Origin of the sequence: Burkholderia savannae, assembly GCF_001524445.2 — a bacterium.
Lineage (GTDB): Bacteria > Pseudomonadota > Gammaproteobacteria > Burkholderiales > Burkholderiaceae > Burkholderia > Burkholderia savannae.
The window spans coordinates 1,988,287-2,012,416 of the sequence record NZ_CP013417.1; the positions used below are offsets into that span (position 1 = coordinate 1,988,287).

A 24,130-nucleotide genomic window follows, 5' to 3' on the forward strand; every position below is an offset into this window, starting at 1 on the left:
CTCCTTACTGGGCTTCGAGCTCGCCGAGCAGCGCGTCGATCGCGCTCGCGGCGTGGTGGTCGCGGCCGGCGTCGCACGCGCGGTCGATCGCCGCCGCGCAGCGCGCGAGCGTGCGTTCGTCGAAGATCACGCGCAGCGGCAGCGTCAGCGACCACTGCAGGTTCGCCTGCGCGTTCGCCTGCGCGGCGAGCAGCGAATGGCCGCCGAGCGCGAAGAAATCGTCGTCGCGGCCGATGTCGGAGAGCTTCAGCACGCGCTGCCAGATCGCCGCGAGCGCGCGCTCGGTATCGGTTTGCGGCGCGTCGACGACGCGCTCGTCGAACGCGGGCTCGGGCAGCGCGCGGCGATCGCACTTGCCGTTCGGCGTCACGGGCAGCACGGCGAGCGCGACGAGCTGCGCGGGCACCATGTACGCGGGCAACTGCGCGCGCAGCCGCTCGATCTGCGCGGCGGCGTCGAATTCGGCGGGCGCCGCGCATGCGACGTAGCCGACGAGCCGCTCGTCGCGCACGATCACGACCGCGTCGCGCACGCCGTGGGCCGCGCGCAGCAGCGCCTCGATCTCGCCCAGCTCGATTCGCTGGCCGCGCAGCTTCACCTGCGTGTCGATCCGGCCGAGATAGTCGAGCGCGCCGTCGGCGCGCCGTCGCGCGAGGTCGCCCGTCCGGTAGAGGCGCGCGCCCGGTGCGAACGGATCGGGCACGAAGCGCTCGGCCGTGAGCGCCGAGCGGCCGAGATAGCCGCGCGCGAGCCCCGCGCCGCCGAGGTACAGCTCGCCCGCCGCGCCGACGGGCGCCGGTTGCAGCGCGGCGTCGAGCACATGGAGTTGCACGTTCGCGATCGGATGGCCGATCGGCACCGCGGCCGCTGACGCGTCGTCCGCGGTGCAGCTCCAGTGCGACACGTCGATCGCGGCTTCGGTCGGGCCGTACAGGTTGTGCAGCCTTGCGTGCGGCAGCAGCGCGGCGACGCGCGCGACGAGCTCGGGCGCGAGCGCCTCGCCGCTCGCGACGATCGTTCTCACGCTCGCGCAGCGCGCGGCCGCGCCGAAATCGTCGAGATGCGCGACGAACGCGGCGAGCATCGACGGCACGAAATGCAGCGTCGTCACGCGGTGCGTTTCGATCGCGGCGACGAGGCGCGCCGGATCGCGATGGTCGCCGGGCGCCGCGATCGCGAGCTTCGCGCCGACCGCGAGCGGCCACACGAACTCCCACACCGACACGTCGAAGCCGAACGGCGTCTTGTGCAGCACGACGTCGTCGGGCGTGAGGCGATACGCATGCTGCATCCATGCGATCCGGTTCGCGAGCGCGGCGTGCGTGTTGCCCGCGCCCTTCGGCTTGCCGGTCGAGCCCGACGTGTAGATCAGGTAGGCGAGCTGGCCGGGCGCGGCGGCCCGCGCAGCGGCGCACTCAGCGGTTTCGGCGAGCTCTGCCGCTTCAGCCCCTTCAGCCCCTTCAGCCCCTTCAGCCCCTTCAGCCCCTTCAGCCCCTTCAGCCGCCCCGCCGGGACGCGCGGCCGGCGCGCGCTCGAGCAGCGCGTCGACGGTCACGACGGCGGCGGCGGCTCCGCCCGACAGCGCCGCGTCGACGCGCGCGCGCAGATGCGCTTGCGTGATCACGACGGGCGGCTTCGCGTCGCCGAGCAGGTGGGCGATCCGCTCGGCCGGATAGTCCGGATCGACGGGCAGATACGCGGCGCCCGCCTTCATCGCGCCGAGGAGCGCGACGACCATGTCGAACGAGCGCTCGACGCACAGCGCGACGACCGAATCGGGCCGCACGCCGGATGCGACGAGCGCCGCGGCGACGCGGTCGGCCTTCGCGTCGAGCTCGGCGTAGCGCATCCGCGCGAGCGGACCGTCGCCGGCGCCGCCGCTGGCCGCGTCGGCGAATTCGAGCGCGATCGCGTCGGGCCGAGCGCGTGCGGCCGCTTCGAATTGCGTGAAGAGCGGCGCGTGCTGCGCGTCGGGCCAGTTCACGCTCGTCGCGTTGCAGCGCGCGATCAGCGCGAGATCGTCGGCGCTGGCGCACGAGATCGCGCCGAGCGGCGCGTCCGGGTTCGAGATCAGCCCGTCGATGCACGCGGCGAACGCGCGGTGCAGCGCCTCGACCCGCGCCTGCCCGATCCGCGCGGGATCGTAGCCGTAGTCGATCGCGAGCGCGTCGCCCGCCTCGACCACGAGCGTCAGCGCGAAGTCGGTCGCCTCGATGTTGCGCAGATCGCGCTTGTGCAGCGCGCGCGGATCGCGCCCCTGCCACGCTTCGTCGACCGGGTAGTTCTCGAACACGACGAGCGTGTCGAAGAGCGCGCCGCCCGCGCCCGCCCATTGCTGGATTTCGTAGAGCGGCGTGTGCGCGTGCTCGAGCGCCGCCGCGTTCTCGCGCTGCAGACTCGAGAGCCAGTCGCGCGCGACGAGCTGCGGCTGCGGCGCGGCGATCACCGGCACGGTGTTGATGAAAAGGCCGAGCACGGTATCGACGTCGGGCAGCGCGTCCGGGCGCCCCGCGACCGTCGCGCCGAACGCGACCGCCGCGCGGTGCGTCGTGCGCTGCAGCGCGAGCGCCCAGGCGCCTTGCACGATCGTGTTGACGGTCACTTTCAGGCGGCGCGCCGCTTCGGCCACGCGCGCGGTGTCGGCGGCGGGCAGCGCCGCGCGCCAGTTCGCGCGGCGGGCCGCGTCGCCGCCGCGCGCGGCATCGTGCGCGCCATGTTCGCGCTCGGCGACGTGCGTCGGCTCGTCGAGCCGCGCGAGGCATTCGAGCCAGAACGCGCGGTCGGCATCGGCGTCGCGGCGCGCGAGCCACGCGATGAAATCGCGATAGCGCGTGCGCGCAGGCGCGGCGAACGGATTCGCGCGCGGCGGCTCGATGTAATCGCGCAGCACGTCCGCGAAGAGTCGCGCGGTGCTCCAGCCGTCGAGCAGCAGATGATGGCGGGTCCAGACGAGACGCCATTCGGTCTCGCCCGTCTGAATCAGCGTCACGCGCATCAGCGGCGGCGTCGCGAGATCGAAGCCGCGCGCGCGGTCGGCGGCGAGCCACGCGTCGAGCGCCGCATCGAGCCGCTCGGCGCTCGCGTGCGCGCCGCGCCAGTCGACGATCTCGACCGGCATCCGCGCGTGGCGATGGACGATCTGCATCGGCGCGGCCTCGTGCGCGGCGAAGCCGGTGCGCAGGATGTCGTGGCGCGGAACGGCCGCGTCGAACGCGGCGCGCAGCCGCTCGACGTCCGGCGCGACGAGCGTCGCGACGAGCTGGTTCACGTACGTCGCGCGCTCCGGCGCGAACAGCGAATGAAACAAAATCCCCTGCTGCATCGGCGACAGCGGATAGATGTCGTCGATCGCGCGCGCGTCGAACGGCAGGCGCTCGAGCGCTTCCTGCGTGAGGCCGCCCGCGCGTGCGAGCGGATAGTCGCCGGGCGTCGCGCCCGCGCCGCGCTCGGCGACGCGCGCCGCGCACGCGGCGGCGAGCTCGCGCAGCGCGGCGTCGAATCGCGCGGCGAGCGTCTCGATCGTCGCGCGCTCGAACTGCGTCGCGCCGTACACCCAATGCACTTTCAGCGCACGGCCATCGTTCGCGTCGACGTACGCGTGGATCGCGAGCGCGTTGCCGAGCGGCCCAGCCGGGTCGCGCTCGCGGCCCGCGCCGCCGAAGCGCGGCACGAGCGCGGCGTCGCGCGGCGTGTCGAACTGGCCGAGGTAGTTGAACGTCACGCGCGGCCGCTCCACCGCGGCGAGCGCCGCGCGTGTCGCGTCGTCGCCGTAGTGGCGCAGCACGCCGAAGCCGAGCCCCTTGTTCGGCACCGCGCGCAGCGCGTCCTTCACGCCGGCGAGCGTGGCGGCCGGCGTCGGCTCGACGGCGAACGCAACCGGATAGTGGCTCGTCAGCCAGCCGAGCGTGCGGCTCGCGTCGACGTCGTCGAAGAGCGCCTCGCGGCCGTGCCCTTCGAGTTCGAGCCGGCAGGACGCCGCGCCCGCATGCCCGCCGAGCGCGGCGACGAGCGCCGCGATCAGCAGCTCGACCGCATGCGTGCGGTACGCGGCGTTCGCCTCGGTCAGCACGTCGCGCGTGAGCGCCGGATCGAGCGTCTGGATCACGACGTCGGCGTGCGCGTTGGTCGCCGCGGCGTCGGGGCGGTCGAGCCGCAGGTCGTCGTGCGGCGCGGCGAGCGCCGCCCAGTACGGCAGCTCGGCCGCGAACGGCCCCGCCGGATCGCGGGCCGCGCGCGCGAGCCGGGCCGCCCATTCGGACGCGCTCGCGCCCGTCGGCCCGAGCCGCACCGCGCGGCGCTCGCATGCGGCGCGGTACGCCGCGTCGAGATCGTCGAGCAGCACGCGCCACGACACGCCGTCGACGATCGCGTGATGGATCGCTAGATAGAGCTTCGTCGCGCCCGCCGTTGTTCCCGCTGTTCCCGCTGCCCGATTCGGCAGCGCCGCCGCGAACGCGCACGCGAGCGGGCCGTGCGTCACGTCGAGCGTGCTTTGCAGCGCGTCGAATTGCGCGAGCGCGTCCGCCTCGTCGCGCGCGGCGGCGGCCGCGAGCGGCAGCGCGTCGAACGCGCGCGGCGCGACGCGAAGCCGCCACGCGCCGCTCGCGCCCGTTTGCACGAAGCGCTCGCGGAACACCGGATGGTGGGTCAGCAACGCGTCGAACGCGCGGGCGAATGCGTCGAAATCGAACGCGCCGGCGACGTCGAGCTCGATCGACTGGTTCCAGTGTCCGCGGCGCGGAATGTCGAGCGCGAAGAAATGCAGCTGCGCGGGCGTGAGCCGCGCTTCGTCCGGCACGGCGGCGAAAGCCTGCCGCGCGGCGGCCGTCGCGCCGTCCTTCGGCGCGACGGCGTCGATTTCCGCCGCGACGCGCGCGAGCTCGGCAACCGTCGGGCCGTCGAACAGCTGCTTCGGCGTGAACTTGACGCCGCGCTTGCGCGAGCGAGCGATCACCTGCAGCACGAGGATCGAATCGCCGCCGAGCTCGAAGAAGTTGTCGCGACGGCCGACGCGCGGCGCTTTCAGGACGTCGCGCCAGACGGCCGCGAGGGTTTCTTCGACGTGGCCTTGCGGCGCGTCCTCGTCGGCGGCGCTCGCGGCGGCGGGCGTCGCCGCGAGCGCGCGCAGCGCCGCGCGATCGACCTTGCCGTTCGCGGTCACGGGCAGCGCGTCGAGCACGACGAGCGCGGCGGGCACCATGTAGTCGGGCAGGCGCGCGGCGAGCGCGTCGCGCAACGCTTCGCCCGCAATGCGCGCGCCGGATGCGGGCGTCGCGAACGCGACGAGGCGCAGCCGCGCGTCCTGCTCGATCGCGAGCGTCTGCGCCTGCGCGACGCCGGGCAGCGCGCGCAGCGCGGCGCTCACCTCGCCCGGCTCGACGCGGTAGCCGCGGATCTTCACCTGATCGTCCAGACGCCCGAGGAAGTCGAGCCGGCCGTCCGCGCGCAGCCGCACGCGGTCGCCCGTCCGGTAGACGCGCGCGCCCGCCTCGTGCGGATGCGGGACGAAGCGCTCGGCGGTCGCGCCCGCGCGGCCCAGATAGCCGCGCGCGACGCCGGGGCCGCCCAGGTACAGCTCGCCGATCGCGCCGACGGGCACGCTCGCGCCGTGCGCGTCGAGCACGCACGCGTGCGCGTTCGGCAGCGGCCGGCCGAGCGGCACGCCGCGCGCCGAGGCATCAGGCGTCACCTCAACGGGCGTCGCCACGCCGTTCGCGCCCGCCGCCGTCGCGCGCAGATCCGCCTGCTCGGGCGCGGACGTGTCGCACACGAGCGCGCCGACGGTCGCCTCGGTCGGCCCGTAGTGATTGATCACGCGGCAGCCGGGCTTGAGCGCCTCGATCCGCTCGACAAGCGCCCACGGCAGCGCCTCGCCGCCCGTCACGAGCGCGTGCGCGGGCAGCACGTCGGCCGCGCGCTGCGCGTCGAGGAGCGCGTGCAGATGGCTCGGCACGATCTTCAGCACGCCGACGTCGCGCGTCGCCATCTCGTGCGCGAAGCGGTCCGGATCGAACGCCGCGTGCGCGGGCAGCAGATGCAGCGTGCGGCCCGAGCACAGCGCGCCGAACAGCGTCGTATGGCCGAGATCGGCCGCGACCGTCGACACCATCGCCATCGACGCGCCGGGCGCGAACGCGAGCTCGTCGAGCATCCCGGCGACGTAGTCGGCGAGCGCGCGATGCGGCACGACGACGCCCTTCGGCTCGCCCGTCGAGCCCGACGTGAAAATCAGATAGGCGGCCTGCTCGGGCAGCGGCGGCACGCGCGGCGCGGCGGCGTGCGCGAGCGACGCGTCGCGCGCGCACGCGTCGACGTCCTGCACGGCGACGCCGTCGAACGCGCCGAGCGCGTCGAGATCGCCCGCCGCGAGCATGCGGCGCGCGCCGCACGCGGCGAGCGCGGCGGCAATCCGCTCGCGCGGCGACGCCGGATCGAGCGGCACCGCGTACGCGCCGGATTTCAGCACGCCGACGAACGCGGCCGCGAAGCGCGCCGAGCGCTCGATGCAGATCGCCACCGGCGTCTCCGCGCGCGCGCCGTCGCGGCGCAGCGCGAGCGCGACGCGGTTCGACGCGTCGTCGAGCTCGGCGAACGTGAGCTGCGCGTCGGAGTCCGCGAGCGCGACGCGATGCGGATGCTCGGCCGCCTCGCGCGCGAAGAGCGCGAGCACGTCGGACGCGGTCGCGAGCGGCCGGCCCGTGAGCCACGCGCGCGGCGCGCCGCCGTGCGCGATCGCGAGCTCGGCGATCGCGCGGCGCGGGTGACGCACCGCGTCCTCGACGAGCGCGGCGAAGCTGTCGAGCCAAGCGTGCGCGGTCGCTTCGTCGATCCCGTCCTGCGCGTACGCGGCGACGAATTCGATGCCGCGCGCGTCGTCGGTGAAATCGAGCGCGTAATCGAAGCGCGCGGCCGGATCGAGCCCCGGCGCCATGCGCACGGCCGCGCCCGGCAGCGTTGCCGACAGCTCGAGATCGAACTGCTGCGCGAACTTGACCCGCAGCCACTCGTCGCCGCGCCGCACGGGCGGCTTCGCCGCGTCGATCACCTTGTCGTACGGCACGTCCTGATGCGCGAACGCGCCGAACGCGGCGTCGCGCACCGACGCGACGAGCGACTCGAACGACTGCTCGGGCGACACGCGCGCGCGCAGCGCGAGCGTGTTGAGGAACAGGCCGACGAGCGGCGCGGTTTCCGGGCGCGCGCGCTGCGCGATCGGCGCGGCGACGACGACGTCGCGCTCGCCCGTGACGCGAAAGAGCCACGCGTCGAACGCGGCGAGCAGCACGGTGAACGGCGACGCGTGCAGCCGGCGCGCGGCGTCGCGCACCGCGCCGGACGCCGCGGGCGAAAGACGCCGCGCGAGCCGCCCGCCGCGATAGTCGCGCTCGGCCGCGCGCGGCCGGTCGAGCGGCAGCGCGAGCGGCGCGGGCGCGTCGGCGAGCGCGCCGCGCCAGTAGGCGAGCTGGCGCGCGGTCTCGTCCGCGTCGAGCGCGTCGCGCTGCCATTGCGCATAGTCCGCATACTGGATCGGCAGCGCCGGCAGCTCGGGCGCGCGACCGCCGGCGAACGCCGCATACGCGCGCGTCAGCTCGTCGAACGCGCAGCGCGAGCTCCAGCCGTCGCTGACCGCGTGGTGCGTCGTCAACAGCAAGCGCTGCGCGCCGTCGGCGAGCGTCACGAGCAGCGCACGCACGAGCGGGCCGTCGGACAAATCGAACGGCGCGCTCGTGTGGCGCTCGGTCAGCTCGGCCAGGCGCGCGGCGCGCGACGATTCGAGCTCGCCGCGCAGATCGACGGCGGCGATCCGCACCGGCAGCGCCGCGTGGATTCGCTGGACGACGATGCCGTCGTCGTTCTCGACGAGCGTCGTGCGCCATGCCTCGTGGCGCGCGATCAGCGCGTCGAGCGCGCGCTGCAGCGTATCGATGTCGAGCGCGCCGTCGACGTTCCAATGGAACGACACGTGATACGCGGCGCCCGCGTCCTGCGTGCGCGCGAGCACCCAGAAGCGCTGCTGCGCGAACGACGCGGGGCGCTCGACGGCGCCGCCCGCTTGGGCCGCGTCGGCCGTCGCGGCGCGCATCGCCGGCATGGCGCTCGCCACCGGCCTGTCCATCTCGGGCTGCGCGCCGTCGATGCGCGCGGCGAGCTCGGCGAGCGGCGCGTCGTCGAAAATCGCGTCGAGCCGAACGTTCACGCGCCATTCGAGCCGGATCGCCGCCTGCAGTTGCATCGCGGCAAGCGAATCGCCGCCGCGCACGAAAAAGCGGTCGACGCGACCGATCGGCGCGGGATCGTTCAACAGGCGCCGCCACAGCGCGGCGACGCGGCGCTCGGTGTCGGTGCGCGGCGCGTCGAAATCGGCGGCGGCCTCGATCGGCTGCGCCGCGACCGCGTCGCGCAGCGCCGCGCGGTCGAGCTTGCCGTTCAGCGTGTACGGCAGCGTGTCGAAACGCACGAACCGGTGCGGCAGCCATGCGGCGGGCAGGTGCGCGGCGATGTGCGCGCGCAGCGCGTCGTCGTCCGGCTGCGCGTTCGACCGGGAATCGCCGGCGCCCGCGGGCGCGTCGCCCCGACGGCTCGCGAGCGCCACGCACGCGATCAGTTGCGTGCGCCCGCCCGCCGTCTCGGCGAGCACGCCCGCGTCACGCACGCCTGCGTGCGTGAGCAGGCACGCGGCGATCTCGCCCGGCTCGACGCGCACGCCGCGCACCTGCACCTGATCGTCGATGCGGCCGAGATAGTCGAACGAGCCGTCCGCGCGTTCGCGCGCAAGGTCGCCCGTCCGGTAGATCCGCGCGCCCGGCTCGCCGGTCGGGTCCGGCAGGAAGCGTTCGGCCGTCAGCGCGGGGCGGCCGTGATAGCCGCGCGCGAGACACGCGCCGCCGAGCAGGAGCTCGCCCGCGTCGCCGCGCGCGACCGGACCGTTCGCCTGCTCGACGCGCGCGACGCGCCGGCCGATCGGCCAGCCGATCGGCAGCGACGCGTAGCCGTTGCCGTCGTCGAGCGCGGGCGCAGTGCCCGGATCGACCGGCCAGAGCATCGGCGAGATCACGGTTTCGGTCGGCCCGTAGCCGTTCACGAGCCGGATCGACGGAAACACGCGGCGGATCTCGTCGAACGCGTCCTGCGACATCGCTTCGCCGCCGAACAGCAGCACGCGCAGCGACGGCGGCACGCCCTCGCGCGCGCACACCGCCGCGAATTCGCGCAGGTACGCGGGCGGCAGCGTCGTGTTCGTCACGCGCTCGCGCAGGATCAGCGCATGCGCGGCGTCGGGCGGAAACGGCGGCGGATCGCTGATGACGACGCTGCCGCCCACCGCGAGCGGCACGAGCCACGCCTCGATCGCGACGTCGAAATTCACCGACGCGAAATGCAGCACGCGGTCGTCGGGGCCGATCGGCAGCGAGTCGGCGAGCGCATCGCCGTGCGCGGCGAGCGGGCCGTGCTCGACGACGACCGCCTTCGGCGTGCCCGTCGAGCCGGACGTGTAGATCATGTAGGCGGCCGCGCGCGGATGGACCGCGCCGCCCGCCTCGTCGCCGTGCACGCGCGGCTCGGACGGGGCCGCCCCGGCGACGCTCGCGACATCGAAGCACTGCGCGAAGCGCGCGCGCATCGCGGCGTCGGCCGACGCGTCGACGATGCCGTGCGCGAGCCCCGCGTCCTGCGCGACCCAGTCGAGGCGCGCGGCCGGATGGCGCGGATCGAGCGCGACGAACACGCCGCCCGCCTTCATCACCGCGAGAAGCGCGACGAACAGATCGCACGAGCGCGCGACGCACACGCCGACGCGCACCTCCGTCGTCACGCCCGCCGCGCGCAGCTTCGCGGCGAGGCGCGCCGCGCGGTCGTCGAGTTCGCCGCGCGTGAGGCGCACGGTGTCGGGCGCAAACGACGCGAGCGCGGGCGCGTCGGGGGCGAGTCGCGCGAGCGCGTGGATTCGATGATGCAGCGCAGTCGGAAAGCTCGTCATAGGGCGTGAAGTCCGTTGGTTCCGGCCGCTTCGGCCGCTTCGTTCATGTCGCCGGCCGCGAGAGGGCCGCTTCAACAGTGAGACGAATCACGCGCGAAATTTTTTACCGAGTTGTTTACCTCGCCCTGCCTCGCCCGCGCCCGCCCGCACTCGCACGCGTGCCGGGCGCGACGCCCGATGCGCGGCACGTCGGCCTCGCTTCCCGAGCCGGCGGGCAGCGGCGCCGCCTGCGCCGTTCGCCGGCGCATCGCGCGGGTAACGCCGCGCGGGTAAAGATTGCGCGCGCCCGTTCGTCTAGCAGTCAGAGAGGCGCGCTCACGCCTCGCCGTTCGCTTCGCCGCGCCGAAGCGCCGCTCCGACTCCTCTTGACCAGTGCTCCGCCGATGACCGATGCCACCGGGCGCCTCGACGCCCCGCCCTCGACCGATTCCCAACCCGCCGCGAAGTACGCGCGGCGCCTGATCCTCGCGCTCCTGAACCGCTCCCGCGGCACGTTCGGGATCGCGCTCGCCGCGTGCGTGCTGAACGGCGCGTCGAGCGTGCTGCTCGTCGCGACGCTGAGCCGCGCGCTGTCCGAGCCGCAGGCGGCCGACGCGATGCTCGCGTGGCGCTTCGGCCTGTGCGCGGTGATCGCGCTCGTGACCCGGATCGTGACGGGCGTGCTGTTCGCGCGCCTGTCGCAGGACACGATGGCGCAGCTGCGCGAGCACGTCGCGCGGCGCGTCGCGGCGGCCGAACTGCAGGACGTCGAGCGGATCGGCGCGGCGCCCGTCCAGTCGGTGCTGACCGACGACGCGACCAACGTGTCGATGCTGTTCTTCGCGCTGCCGAACCTCGTGATGCACGGCTCGATCGTGTTCGGCTGCCTCGGCTACCTCGCGTGGCTGTCGTGGCCCGTGTGCCTGCTCGCCGTCGCGGCGATCGTCGTCGGCTCGCTCGGCTACCACGCGGGCGACAAGCGCGCGATCGCGTGGCTCGAGGACGCCGGCCGCTCGCAGGACAAGCTGTTCGGCTATCTCGGCGCGCTCTTTTCGGGCGCGAAGGAGCTGAAGCTGCACCAGGCGCGCTCGCGCCAGTTCGTCGACGGCCAACTGGGCGCCGCGATCGCCGAAGTGCGCGACCACCGGCGCCGCGCGTTCAGCGCATACGCGATCGGCGTCGGCTGGATCGTGTTCCTGTTCTACGTGTTCCTCGGCGTCGCGGCGTTCTGGCCGGCGCTCGGCGTGCGCGGCGACGCGCCCGCGGCGTCCGGCTACGTCGTCGTGTTCCTGTTCATGCTGCTGCCGCTCGACGGGCTGCTCAACAACGTGCCGACGCTGAACGCGGCGCGCGTGTCGCTCGAGCGCATCGAGAAGCTGATGGCGCAGTTCGGCGCGCTGCGCACGGCCCCGCCGCCCGACGAATCCGCGTCGCACGCGCCGTTCGACACGCTCGCGCTGCGCGGCGTCACGCACTCGTACTTCCACGAGCGCGACGAGCGGATGTTCCGCGTCGGCCCGATCGATCTCACGCTGAAGCCGGGCGAGCTGGTGTTCATCGTCGGCGGCAACGGCAGCGGCAAGACGACGCTCGCGAAGGTGCTCACGGGCCTCTACGAGCCGGAAAGCGGCGCGATCGAGCTCGACGGCAAGCCGGTTGGCCTGCCCGAGCGCGCCGCGTACCGCGAGCGCTTCTCGGCCGTGTTCAACGATTTCCATCTGTTCGACGCGCTGCTCGGCATCGTCGATCCGAACGACGCGGCGCGCGCGCAGGCCGACGCGCGCGCGAACGCGCTCGTCGCGAAACTCGCGCTCGACCACAAGGTGCAGGTCGTCGACGGCGCGTTCTCGACGCGCGCGCTGTCGACCGGGCAGCGCAAGCGGCTGGCGCTCGTCGTCGCGTATCTCGAGGATCGGCCGCTGTATCTGTTCGACGAATGGGCGGCGGATCAGGACCCGGCGTTCAAGGCGGTGTTCTACGAGCAACTGCTGCCGGAGCTGCGCGCGCGCGGCAAGACGGTGGTCGTGATCAGCCACGACGATCGGTACTTCCCGATCGCGGACCGGGTGCTCAAGCTCGACAACGGCAAGATCGTCAGCGAGACATACGGCGCGCGACACGCGGCGCTCGCGAACGAGAACGCGACGGTAGCGTGAGCGCGCGGCGCGTCGTCGTCGGTCGGTGACGCGGCCCACGGAATCGAAGCCGTTTCAAGACGCCCTCCCGGTTCGCCGGGCGGGCGTTTTTTTCGGGTTCCCCTCCCGAAAGGAGACGACTTGAAATGAACCGCCCGAATCTGCCACCCTAGCGAGCCTCGGCCGGGGACGGAGTATCCGCAAGCGCGCTTGTCGCACAGCCCGTCGCCGTCGGCCCCCGGCCATTGCCATTAGCAGTTAGCCATTAGCCATTAGCCGTTAGCCGTTAGCCGTTAGCCGTTGGCCGTTGGCTGTTGGTCGTTGACGACGACAGCAAGCGTCACCGCGTTTGCGCGCGCGAATCCGGTTTCGGCAACGCCAGCAACCGCTCCGTCATCTCGTCGGCGAGCCGCAACGCCGACATCGGCCCGCCGAACCCCCAGATGTTCCGCTCGACGAGCGCGACCCTGCCCGCCTTGCGCGCCGGCACGAACCGCCAGATCTTCGAGTCGAGCTTGGCGTCGAGCGGCAGGCCCGGCTGCGTCGCGCTGACGAACAGCACGGCGAGGTCCGGCTGCTTCAGCAGATCCTCCGAGGTCACGTACGCGGTGCCCTCGCGCGTCGGCTCGCCCGGCCACGGATCGAGGCCGAGCGCGCGCGCGATGCCCGCCGACGCGCTGTTGCCCGTGAACGCCCAGTAGCGATCCGGCAAGCCCAGCTCCTGCAGCCATGCGACGCGCTCGCCCGCGCGCCCCGCCGCGGCGATCCGCCGGGCGTCGCGCGCGAGCCCCGCGTCGACCCGCGCCAACACCTCGCGCGCCTGCTGCTCGCGCCCCGTCAGGCAGCCGATCGTGCGCAGGATCGCGCGCGCCCAGTCGAATTGCGTGACCTGCCGGCCGTCCTCGACGTAGTTCGGGCTGTACTTGAACAGCACGGTCGGCGCGATTCGCGACAGCGCGTCGAAGATCGGCGCATGCCGCAGCCCGACGCCCAGGATCAGGTCCGGCTTCGCGGCCGCGATCGCCTCCAGGCTCGGCTCCTGCCGCGTGCCGACGTCCGGCACGCGCGCGAGCCGCGCGTCGTCATAGCCGATCCAGATCGGGTAGTACGCGGGATCGGCCATGCCGACCGGCGTGATGCCGAGCGCGGCGAGATCCTCGGCGAACATGAATTCGAGCACGATGATGCGCATCGGCCGCACCGGCAACGCGCGGCTGAACTGCGACACGGTCGGATCGCCGGCGAGCGGCCGGCAGGCGGCGGGCGGCTCGCCGGCGTATGCGAGCGGTGCGAATGCGAGCGCGACGACGGTGAGCGTCGCGACGGCGGCGGCCCGCAGTGGCGCTCCTCGCGCGCCGCCCGCCGCTCCGATTGACGGCTGCGCTCGCCACGCGCGCGTCGCGAGCGTCGCACCCGCGACCGGCATCGCCCGAACGAACGATGCCGCGCGCTCGCCGGCCGGCGAGCGTCGCGCCCGCGCCGTCAATGCGCGGCGTCCTGCTTCGCGAGCTCGTCGTCGCACATCGTCAACAACAGCGGACAGCTTCCACACAGTTGGTCTTCCCCAGGAATTTCATTGCGCAGGCAGCACACGCGGCGCGCGCGGAACGGATCGGGCAGCCGCTCCGAGCACGGCTTCACGCGGCGCACCGGCAACCGCAGCGGATTCGCTTCGCCGCGCGCGTCGACGGGGCCGAACAGCCACGCGGCGTCGGCCGCCGCGCGCGGCGCGTGCGCGCATTGCTCGAACAGGTAGTCGAGCAGGTTGCCCGCGTTCGCCCACAGCACGCGCGGCGACAGCTTCGCGAGCGCGGCGAGCGAATCGATCGTCGCGCGCAGGTGGTCGACAAGCGCCGCGTAGCGCGGCGCAGGCTCGGCTTGCGCGGGCCGCAGCGCGTCGGCGTCGAAGATCAGCGCGCTCGGCATGCCGGCGCGCAGCACGACGCGCATCCGCTGCGGCGTCATGTCGAGCGGCCGCCCGAGCAGCAGCGCGGCGGCGAAGCCCGCCGACGCGGCCAGGTTGAAGTAGTACTTGCTCCATTGCGACAGCAGCGCGCGCGCGTGCGCGCACGCGTCGCCGCCGTACAGCGCGACCATCGCGGCGACGAGCGCGTCGCGCCGTCCGGCGAGCGCCGCGGCCGGAATCAGCTCCGGCGGTTCGCCTCCGTCGGCGGCGAGCGCGGGCTCGTCGCCCGCGTCAGGCGCGCCGAGCCACACATGCTCGAGGTAATGCGCGATCGATGCCGGCGCGAACGTCGAAAAGCGCGTCGCGCGAACGCGCGCCGTCACCGTCCGCCCCGCCGCTCGCGCCGCGCTTCGGCGATCAGCAACGCGAGCAGATACGGCGCGCCGATCAGCGCCGTCAGCACGCCGGCCGGAATCTCGCGCGGCGCGAGCAGCGTGCGCGCGACGATGTCGGCCGCCGCGAGCACGAGCGCGCCGCACGCGGCGGCCACCCAGAGACGCGTCGCATGCGCGCGCGCGCCGAGCATCGCCGCGAGATGCGGCGCCATCAGCCCGATGAAGCCGACCGGGCCGACCGCCGCGACCGCGGCGCAGGCGGCGAGCGTCGCGATCGTCAGCACGAGCGGGCGCAGCGCGGCGATCGGCAAGCCGAGCGCGGCCGCTTGGTCGTCGCCGAGCGCGAGCAGATCGAGCGGCTTCGCGAGCAGCGCGAGCGCCGGCAGCGCGAGCGCGCACCACGGCAGCAGCGCGACGACCTCGCCCCAGCTGCGCCCGTACGTGCCGCCGACGAGCCATACGACGAAGCGCGCGGGCTGCACGCTCTCCTGCGTGATCAGCCATTGCGCGAGCGTCGTCCACAGCGTGCCGATCACGATGCCCGACAGCGCGACGGCGAGCGGCGCATAGCGATGCCTGCGATTGAGCGCGAGCGTGAGCGCGAGCGTGGCGCCGCCGCCCGCGAGCGACGCGGCGACGAGCGTGCCGTGCGCGGCGAGCGGCCACGCGACGAGCGTGGCGAGCGTCGCGAACCCCGCGCCCTGCGTGACGCCGAGCACTTCCGGCCCGGCGAGCGGATTGCGCACGACGCTCTGCATCAGCACGCCGGACGCGCCGAGCAGCGCGCCCGCGAGCAGCGCGCAAAGCAGCCGCGGCACGCGCAGCTCGAGCATCATTCGCGCGACGTCGTCGCGCTGCGCGAGCGCCGCGATCCAGCGCCCGGGGCCGATCCACACCGGACCGAACGAGGCGCCCGCCGCGAGCGCCGCAGCGCCCGTCAACAGCAGCAGCGCCGCGACGGCGGGCCACGGCAGCGCGGCGAGCGCGCGGACGACGCGCGCGCCGCCTCGCGTGCTCGCCTGCGCGTGAGCCGCCTGCTGCGCCGCGCCCGACCACGCCGCGCCGCGCCGGATCATCGCGAGCATCAGCGGCGTGCCGACGAACGCGATCGCGGCACCCGTCGACAGCGTCGAATCGAGGCCGAACGCGAGCACCGCGCTGTCGGTGACGAGCACGAGCGCGCCGCCCGCGAGCACGGCAAGCGGCACGAGCGCACCGAGCTTCGACGCTTTCGCGCCGCGCACCTGCCGCATCAGGTTCGGCGCGATCAGGCCGACGTACGATAGCGGCCCCGCGATGCTGACCGCCACGCTCGCGAAGCCGACCGCCACGAGCGTCGCCGCGAGCCGCGTCGCATCGACGCGCACGCCGGCCGCGGCCGCCGCGTCGTCGCCGAGCGCGAGCGGATCGAGCGGCCGGATCACGAGCGGCAGCGCGACGAGCGGCGCGACGAGCCACAGCAGCGCGTCGCGCAGCCCGGCCGCGCCCGGTTGATACAGGCTACCGCTCGCCCACAGCGACGCGCCGGCGACCGTTTCCTCGAAGAACGCGAGCAACAGCGTCGTGATCGCCGAGAACAGCAGCATGCACACGCTGCCCGCGAGAATGAGCCGCAACGGCGTCGCGCGCCAGCCGCCCGCGGCGGCCGCGACGCAGCCGGCGGCGGCGAGCCCGCAGACGAACAGCAGCGGCACCGACGCATGAGCGGCCAGCGCCGGCACCAGCATCGCGGCGACCAGGCCGAGCTGCGCGCCGCCCGTGATGCCGAGCAGATCGGGCGCGGCAAGCGGGTTGCGCGTGAGCGACTGGAACAGCGCGCCCGCGACCGCGAGGCAGCCGCCCGCGACGAGCGCCGCGGCGACGCGCGGCGCGGCGAGCTCGAACAGCATGATGTGCGCGAGCTGCGCGGCGTCGCTGCCGTCCGGCGCGGCGAGCCACGCGCGCAGCTCGGGCGCGAGCCGCATCGCGGCGGTGGCGACGATGAGCGCGATGAGCGCGCCGGCAATCGCGCGGACGCGGCTCGCCGGCGCCGCGCGCGACGCTTCGCGCGCGCGCGCGCCGCCGCGCAGGCGCTTGCGGACGGCGAGCGTCGTCATGCGGCGAGATCCCGTTGCGGCGCACGCGCGTCGGCGCGACGCGCGGCGGATTCCCCGGATTCCCCGGCCCCCTCGTCTTCGCCGCGCGCGTCGCCTTCACCGTCGCCGCCGATTTCGCCGACGCCCGCGGCCGGATCGGCGTCGAGCACGCCTTCGTATGCGGGCACGCACATCGGCGCGCCCGTGAGCGGGTGCGACGTCTTCAGCATCGTCACGCCGAACGCCGTCTGCAGATGATGCGGCTCGAGCATCGCGTCGGGCGTGCCCTGCGCGACGATCCGGCCCGCGCGCATCAGCACGATCTCGTCGCTGTACGCGGCCGCCTGGTTGAGGTCGTGCAGCACCCAGACGATCGTGAGGCCGCGCGTGCGATTGAGCCGGCGCAACTCGCGCAGGATGTCGAGCTGGTGATGGATGTCGAGATAGGTGGTGGGCTCGTCGAGCAGCACGATGGGCGCCTGCTGCGCGAGCGCCATCGCGATCCACGCGCGCTGCCGCTCGCCGCCCGACAGCGCGGCGACGTCGCGCGCCGCGTCCCGCTCGAGGCCCGTCGCCGCGAGCGCTTCGTCGATCGCGGCGCGATCGGTGCGCGATAGCCCGCGCAGCCAGCGTCCGTGCGCGTAGCGGCCGTACGCGACGAGCTCGCGCACCGTGAGCCCCGCGGGAATCTGGTTGAACTGCGCGAGCATCGTCAGCGTGCGCGCAAGCGCGCGCCGCCGGTACGAACCGAGCGGCGCGCCATCGACTTCGACCGCGCCCGCCAGCGCGGGCTGCAGCCCGGCGAGCGTGCGCAACAGCGTGCTCTTGCCGCAGCCGTTCGGCCCGCAAAGCGCCGTCACGCGCCCCGCCGCGATCGACAGATCGAGGCCGTCGAGCACCCGATGATCCCGGTAGCCGACACTCAACGCACGCGCCGCGAGTGCCGCCACCGCTTCGTTCTTCATTGTTTCGTCATCCGCTAACTCCCCTTCTTTTCGCTGTAGCTCCGCGCCATCGCGACCACGACCTTGCGCGGCCCCTCGAACGGATCGCGCGCATGTGCGCTCAGCATGTTGTCGAGCATCAGCACGTCGCCCGTCCGCCACGGAAACACGATCCGCTGCCCGTCGAGCACGCCGCGGATCTGCGCGAGCGCGTCCGCCTCCAGCGGCGCGCCGTCGCCGTAATAGACGTTGCGCGGCACGTTCTCGATGCCGACCGCGTCGACGAGCGCCTCCTGCATGTCCTCGTCGAGCGCCGACAGGTGAAAGAGATTCGCCTGGTTGAACCACACGAGCTCGCCTGTGCGCGGATGGCGCGCGACCGCCTGGCAGCGCTCGCGCGTGCGCAGCAGCGGCTCGTCGTCGTCGCCTTCGCGCCATTCGCAGTCGATGCCGCGCGCGGCGCAGATGCGCTCGACTTCGCGCGGATCGCCGGTGCCGAACGCCTGCTGCCACGGCAGATCGAGCCCTTGCCCGAAGTTGCGCACGTACAGCAGCTCGCGCTGCGCGAAGCGTGCGACGAGCGCCGGATCGAGCGCGCGAAGAACCGCGCGGCTGTCGGCGATCGGCGTCGCGCCGCCCGCGCGCGCGGCGAGCGCGCAGTGGAACCAGATCCGCAGCGGCCATTCGCGCGTGTACGACTGCTCGTTGTGCAGCGGAATCGAGCGGTGCGGCGGGTATTCGGTCGACGTGTAGACCGCGCCCTCCACCTGGCTGCGCGGCGTCGACGCGAACTCGTAGCCGATCAGCGGATCGCCGAAATCGGCCGCGAAGCGCTGGAACGTCTCGATCGACGCGACGCGAAAGCCGGTGAAGAGCACGCCGCCCGCGCGCTCGACGACGTCGTTCGCGATCTCGCGCAACAGCGGCGCGGCTTCGTGCAGCGCGATGTCCGCGCCATCGCGCGGCGACACGACGGTCGGCAGGCCGGGCTCGACGCGCAGGTCGTCGAGCGTCGGGCGGGCTGCTACGGCCGGCATCGAAAGCTGAGTCATCCGGGAATCCTCTTGCGATACGGACGCGACGCGCGCCGGTTTACGACGCGTTCGCCGCGTCCAGGTGACGGCGCAGGCTCGCGGGACGCATGTCGGTCCACACGGCCTCGATATGCGCGAGGCAGTCGGCCTTCGGGCCGCGCACGCCGACTTCGCGCCAGCCGGCCGGCACCGCGCGGAACGTCGGCCAGATCGAGTACTGCTCTTCGTCGTTGACGACGACCGCGTAGACGACGTCGTCGGCGTCGGCCGGCGCGCTCGCGGGTGGCTGGGCTTGCGTCATGATCGGGAAAGCTCGCTGGAAAAGTTGGATGGACGGCGCACGGCGTGCGCCGCGTCTACTCGATAGACGAATCGCGCGCGCATTTTTTTACCGGCCGCGCGCGCGGCCGCCGCAGAACGCCGGGCATGCGAGCCCGCGCTCGGACGCGTCGACGCACGCCATGCAGTGCCGCTCGGCGTCGCGGACCATGAAATGGACGAGCGTCTGCGATACGTTCAGCGCGCGCGCGGCGCTTTGCAGCGTCTCCTCGCGCAGCCGCACCATCTCGAACGCGGCGCGGCTGCGCGCGGGCAGTTGCGCGAGCGCGTCGTACACGTGGCGCAGCGTGTCGCGCACGACGAGCGCCGCCTCGGGCGACAGCTCCGGCGAAGGCACGTCGAGGCCGTCGTCCTCGTCGGCGTGGTAGGTGTTCTCGAGCGTCTGGCGGCGGCACGCGTCGATCGACGCGTTGCGCACCATCCGCGTCACGTATGCGACCGGCTGCCGGATCGCCTCCTGGTTCGGGAAATCGACGAGCTTGACGAACACGTCGTGCACGACGTCCTCGGCCCGGCTCGCGCAGCCGACGAAGCCGCGCGCGAGCTTGACGAGCATCGGCCGGTTCGCGACGAGCACGTCCACGAGCGCGCCGTGCGCGGGAGCGGACGCCGCGCGCGGGCCAGGCGGAAGCACCGCGTGCGAATCGGGGATCGGTAACGGTTTTGCCGGCGCCGGCCGGGCGAGCACTGCCGCCATGGATTCTCCAGATGTTTGCTCAATGGCGGCAATCTAACGTAAACGCGAATCGTTCTCAATCTGATTTATTTATAACCTGATAATCTCGCGGGATATCTCGTATTGCGGCGCTTCGGTCGTCAATCATTGCTGCGGATGCAACGATGACGGTACGATGCGGCATCCGCCCTTTCCATCGCGTCCGTCGCGACCCTTCCCTCGATGCCGCTCATCGCATGCCTGCACACCGCCGACAGCAACGTGCCGCTCTTCGAACAGGCGGCCGCCGCGCTCGGTCTTGCGCCCGGATCGCTCATGCACGGCGTGCGCTCCGACCTGCTCGCCGCCGCCGAGCGCGCGGCCGCGGCCGGCGCCGGCCTGCCCGAATCGGTCGCCGGGCCGACCCGCGCGGCGCTCGTCGCGCTTGCGCGCGGGGCCGATGCGGCGCTCCTCACGTGCTCGACGCTCGGGCCGAGCGTCGACGCGCTCGCCGCGCATCCGACGCCGATCGTGCGCGCCGACGCGGCGCTCGCTCGCGCATGCGCGCGCGCCGGCCGGCGCATTGCCGTGCTGTGCGCGGCGCCGAGCACGCAAGGGCCGACTCGCCGGCTGTTCGAAGCGGCGGCGCGCGGCGCGGGCGCGCAAGTGGAGGTGCGAATCGTGCCGGACGCATGGGCGCGCTTTCATGCGGGCGATGCGGCCGGCTACCGCGCGCGCCTCGCGCAGGCGGCCGACGCCGCGTACGCGCAGCGCTTCGACGTCGTCGCGTTCGCGCAGACGTCGATGGCGATCGCCGCGCCGGACGTGACGCTCGGGCCGCCGCCGCTCACGGTGCCGCAGGCCGCGCTCGCGAGCCTTCTGCGCGCGTGACGTGCTCGTGATGCGCGGCGGCGCGAGCGGGCCCGCCGGCGTGCGCGGCCCCCGCGCCAGGCGTCCGGCGCGCCTCGCCGTCTTCGCCCTCTTCACCCACATTGCCCGCCACGCGCCGAACCGCCCGCGCTACCGCGCCGTGTAGCCCCCGTCGACCGGCAGCGCGACGCCGCTCACCATCGCGGCCGCATCGCTCAACAGGAACAAGATCGGCGCCACGACGTCCGCTTCGCTCGCGAAGCGCCCGAGCGGAATCGACGCGAGCATCGGCCGGCTCAGCGCCGGATCGCTCCACGCCGCCTCGGCCATCGGCGTGAGCGTGACGGTCGGATTCACGCTGTTCACGCGGATGCCGTGCGGCCCGAGCTCGACGCACAGCACGCGCGTCATCGCGTCGAGCGCAGCCTTCGACGCGCAATAGCTCAGATGCGACGGCAGCGCGACGAGCGCCGCCTGGCTCGACACGTTGACGATGCTGCCGCCGCGCCCCGCGCCGATCATCGCGCGCGCGACGCGCCGCGCGACCCCGAACGCGCCGCGCGCGTTGACGGCCATCACGCGGTCGAAGTCGTCGGCCGTCGTGTCGATCGCCGCGGCGAGGCTCGTCACGCCCGCGCAGTTGACGAGCCCGTCGAACGCGCCGCGCACCCGCTCGCCGGAAAACGCCGCGCTCACCGATGCGTCGTCGCCGACGTCGAGCTCGAGCGGCTCGCAGCCGGTCTCGTCCGCGAGCCGCCCGAGCGCGCCCCGATTGCGCGCCGCCGCGACGACGCGCGCGCCGCAGCCGCGCAGCGCAACCGCCGTCGCGCGGCCGATCCCGCTCGACGCGCCCGTCACGAGAAACGACCGGCCGTTGAAATCGAAGGCGACGCTCATGATGTCTGCAATCCGTGCATGAAGGGCTTGAGCGCCGGGTAGAGCCCGGCGTAGAGCGAGAAGCGCGCGTCGTGAAGCGCCGTGCGCCGCGCGTCAGGGCGCGCGCGCTCGGCGAGCGTGACCCAGCCGCGCCGCGCGGCGGCGCGCGACACGAGCCCCGCGCCGAGCGCCGCGAGCAGCGCCGCGCCCATCGCGGCTTCGACGTCCTCGGCGATCGTCCACACCGGGTAGCCCGTGATGTCCGCGACGGTCTGCATCCATAGATCCGAATGCGCGGCGCCGCCGACCACGACGAGCCGCTCGTCGAGCGCGAGCGCGCCGGCCGCGCCCGCCGCGATGTTGTGCCTGAGCGCGTACGTGACGCCTTCGAGCACCGCGCGATACAGATGCGCGCGCGTGTGATAAAGCGACAGGCCGACGAACGCGCCGCTCGCCTTCGCGTCCCACACGGGGCTGCGCTCGCCCATCAGGTACGGCAGGAACATCACGCCGTCGCTGCCCGCGCTCACCTGTGCGGCGGCGGCTTCGAGCAGGCGATGTGCGTCGCCGCCCGGGCTCGCGCGCGCGGCCTCGATCTCCGCGTGGCAGAACTGCTCGCGAAACCACGACACCGACGCGCCCGCCGCGATCGCGCCGCCGAACACGTACAGGTCGCGCCGGCCGTCGAACACGTGCGGCATGCTGACGAGGCCGCGCCGCGCGTCGGTCGTCTCGGCGATGTAGCCCCAGCACATGCTCGTGCCGATCATCGCGACGTGCCGGCCTCGGCGCGCGGCGCCCGCCGCGAACGTCGCGACGGCCGCGTCGGCGCCGCCCGCGATGACGGGCGTGCCGGCCGCGAGGCCGAGCTCGTCTGCCCATCGCGCGAGCAGCCAGCCCACCGCCGCGTCGGAATCGACGAGCCGCTCCGGCATCATCGTCGCCGGGATGCCGAGCATGTCGAGCGCCTCGTCGGACCAATCGCGGCGGCCCAGATCGTAGACGCCGCCGATGTTGCCCGCCGCGCTGTGGTCGACCGCGAGCTCGCCCGTCAGCAGATACGCGACGTACGCGTTCGGCGGCACGAAGTAGCGGACGTTCGCCCACACGTCGGGCCGCTTGTGCCGCAGCCAAAGCATCTTCGTGTAGCCGTAGTAGCTGTCGACGCCGTTGCCCGTGATCTCGCCGAGCCGCTCGACGTCGACGTGCGCGCGCACCCAGTCGACTTCGTCGGTCGCGCGCCGGTCCATCCAGATGAGGCACGGATGGAGCGGCCGCATGTCGCGATCGACCGGAATGCCCGAGCCGCCGTACAGGCTGCTCACGCAAAGCGCCTTGATCGACGCCGCGCCGATGCCCGCCGCGCGCGCGTCGGCCGCCACGCGCGCGATGCATTCGCGCACCGCGTCGAACCACACGGCGGGCCACTGCTCGGCCCACAGCGGTTTCGGCGTGTCCGGCCGGTACGCCACGGCGTGCTGCGCGACGATCGCGCCGTCGACGCCGGCCAAGATCGCCTTCGTGCTCTGGGTGCCGATGTCGACACCAATCACGCATTCCATGTCGCCTCCGCGTTTCGGTGAGCGGCGCGCGGTCAGCCGCGCGGCTTCATCAGCACCTTGACCGAGTCGAGCGAATTCGCGACCCGGATCGCCTCGTCCCACTCTTCGAGCGAGAAGCCGTGCGTGACGATGCCCGTCGACGTGACGAGCCCGCGCGCGAGCAGATCGATCGCGACAGGATAGCAATACGGGCCGAGATGCGCGCCGCGCACGTCGAGCTCCTTGCGATCGCCGATGATCGACCAGTCGAGCGTCGTGTCCTTGCCGAACACCGAGAACTCGACGAAGCGGCCGAGCTTGCGGATGAGGTCCATGCCTTGCGTGACGCCCGCGGGCACGCCGGTCGTCTCGATGTAGACGTCGCAGCCGTAACCGCCCGTCAGGTCGCGGATGATCGCGAGCGCATCCTCGCGCGCCGGATCGATCGTCACGTCCGCGCCGTACTCGCGCGCGAGCGCGAGCCGCTCGGCGACGAGATCGATCACGACGAGCCGCTTGGGCGTCTTCAGCCTCGCGACCTGCGTCATCATCAGGCCGAGCGGCCCCGCGCCCGCGATCACGACGACGTCGTCGAGCTGGATGTCGCCGCGATTCACGGTGTGGATCGCGCACGCGAGCGGCTCGATGATCGCGGCATCCTCGAGCGAGATGCCGAGCGGGATCTTGTGGACGATCGCGTTCGGCGGAATCCGCATGTATTCGGCCATCCCGCCGTCGGCTACCTCGCGCTGAAAGCCGAAGATGTGGTGGACCTCGCACATCCAGTACTCGCCCGACTTGCAATAGCGGCACTTGCCGCACGGCACGATCTGCTCGGCGATCACGCGATCGCCGAGCGCGACGCCGAAGTGCTCGGCCGCGCCCTCGCCCAGTTCCTCGACGTAGCCGAAAAACTCGTGGCCGGGAATCACGGGCGCCTTGACCCACGGGCTCGGGCCGCCCCAGAACATCTTCGCGCCGGAATGGCACTTGCAGTCGCTCGCGCAGATCCCGCACGCGCCGATGCGGATCACGAGCTCGCGCGTGCGCGCGCGCGGCTTCGCGACGCGCTCGACGCGGTAGTCCTCGGGGGCGTGGCAGACGATCGCCGTCATCTGCCGGGTTTCGTTGTCTCGATTCGTCATGGTCTGGGCTTGTCTGGCTGGGTTCGATGAAAAGGGATGCCGGATGAAACGGCCGGCGAGCGGGCAACGCCCGGGCGGCCGATGCGCGAGGCGCGCGTGCTCGGCGTTCCGCGCGCCGCGTACGTCACGTGTGCGGCCCGCGCGGCGCAAGCCGCATCGGCCGCCGCTTGCCGCGACGCGGCGCGGCGCGGCGCATGACGTGCATGACGCACGTGAGGTGCGCGACGCGCGTTGGGTGCATTGGGTGCATTGGGTGC

General features: G+C 73.4%; 13 protein-coding genes. 2 read left to right on the top strand and 11 right to left on the bottom strand.

What is annotated here, in order from left to right; translation table 11 throughout:
- Window positions 1-4 precede the first annotated feature (4 nt).
- Window positions 5-9,979 (bottom strand): non-ribosomal peptide synthetase, encoded by a 9,975-nt coding sequence (locus tag WS78_RS09795; RefSeq protein WP_059574985.1) that lies wholly within the window; start codon window positions 9,977-9,979, stop codon window positions 5-7.
- 383 nt (window positions 9,980-10,362) lie between these two features.
- Between WS78_RS09795 and WS78_RS09800 the strand changes: the two genes are divergently transcribed.
- Window positions 10,363-12,114, top strand: coding sequence for a cyclic peptide export ABC transporter (locus tag WS78_RS09800; RefSeq protein ID WP_059574986.1), 1,752 nt, complete (start codon window positions 10,363-10,365; stop codon window positions 12,112-12,114).
- 319 nt (window positions 12,115-12,433) lie between these two features.
- Here the strand turns inward: WS78_RS09800 and WS78_RS09805 are convergent, their stop codons facing one another.
- The 7 genes from WS78_RS09805 to WS78_RS09835 form a co-directional block, all read right to left on the bottom strand.
- Entirely contained in the window at window positions 12,434-13,645 is a 1,212-nt protein-coding gene (locus tag WS78_RS09805; RefSeq protein ID WP_226377226.1) for an ABC transporter substrate-binding protein, read from the bottom strand.
- Entirely contained in the window at window positions 13,576-14,382 is an 807-nt protein-coding gene (gene fhuF / locus WS78_RS09810; RefSeq protein ID WP_059574990.1) for a siderophore-iron reductase FhuF, read from the bottom strand. The genes WS78_RS09805 and fhuF overlap by 70 nt, the downstream gene beginning before the upstream one ends.
- Entirely contained in the window at window positions 14,379-16,490 is a 2,112-nt protein-coding gene (fhuB, locus tag WS78_RS09815) for a Fe(3+)-hydroxamate ABC transporter permease FhuB (RefSeq protein ID WP_059574993.1), read from the bottom strand. The genes fhuF and fhuB overlap by 4 nt, the downstream gene beginning before the upstream one ends.
- Complete coding sequence (locus WS78_RS09820) at window positions 16,487-17,434, bottom strand: ABC transporter ATP-binding protein (protein ID WP_059574994.1); 948 nt, start codon at window positions 17,432-17,434, stop codon at window positions 16,487-16,489. The genes fhuB and WS78_RS09820 overlap by 4 nt, the downstream gene beginning before the upstream one ends.
- Window positions 17,435-17,448: 14 nt before the next feature.
- The gene (locus tag WS78_RS09825) at window positions 17,449-18,465 is read right to left on the bottom strand and encodes a TauD/TfdA family dioxygenase (RefSeq protein WP_059574997.1); all 1,017 of its coding nucleotides are present in this window, start codon (window positions 18,463-18,465) and stop codon (window positions 17,449-17,451) included.
- A 40-nt stretch (window positions 18,466-18,505) separates the two neighbouring features.
- Complete coding sequence (locus WS78_RS09830; protein ID WP_038743066.1) at window positions 18,506-18,748, bottom strand: MbtH family protein; 243 nt, start codon at window positions 18,746-18,748, stop codon at window positions 18,506-18,508.
- An 87-nt stretch (window positions 18,749-18,835) separates the two neighbouring features.
- The gene (locus WS78_RS09835; RefSeq protein WP_059574999.1) at window positions 18,836-19,483 is read right to left on the bottom strand and encodes an RNA polymerase factor sigma-70; all 648 of its coding nucleotides are present in this window, start codon (window positions 19,481-19,483) and stop codon (window positions 18,836-18,838) included.
- 201 nt (window positions 19,484-19,684) lie between these two features.
- On the opposite strand from WS78_RS09835, the gene WS78_RS09840 reads away from it, so the two are divergent.
- On the top strand, window positions 19,685-20,332 hold the full coding sequence (locus WS78_RS09840) for an aspartate/glutamate racemase family protein (RefSeq protein ID WP_038743068.1): 648 nt from the start codon (window positions 19,685-19,687) through the stop codon (window positions 20,330-20,332).
- Between the two features lie 129 nt (window positions 20,333-20,461).
- Here the strand turns inward: WS78_RS09840 and WS78_RS09845 are convergent, their stop codons facing one another.
- From WS78_RS09845 to WS78_RS09855, 3 genes are read right to left on the bottom strand one after another with little or no spacing between them, the layout of a single operon-like run.
- Complete coding sequence (locus tag WS78_RS09845; protein ID WP_059575001.1) at window positions 20,462-21,208, bottom strand: SDR family oxidoreductase; 747 nt, start codon at window positions 21,206-21,208, stop codon at window positions 20,462-20,464.
- Complete coding sequence (locus WS78_RS09850) at window positions 21,205-22,749, bottom strand: FGGY-family carbohydrate kinase (RefSeq protein WP_059575003.1); 1,545 nt, start codon at window positions 22,747-22,749, stop codon at window positions 21,205-21,207. Before WS78_RS09850 ends, WS78_RS09845 begins: the two co-directional genes overlap by 4 nt.
- A gap of 32 nt (window positions 22,750-22,781) precedes the next feature.
- Window positions 22,782-23,873 carry an alcohol dehydrogenase catalytic domain-containing protein gene (locus WS78_RS09855; RefSeq protein ID WP_059575005.1) on the bottom strand — a complete coding sequence of 364 codons (1,092 nt, stop codon included), beginning with the start codon at window positions 23,871-23,873 and terminating at the stop codon, window positions 22,782-22,784.
- Window positions 23,874-24,130 lie beyond the last annotated feature (257 nt).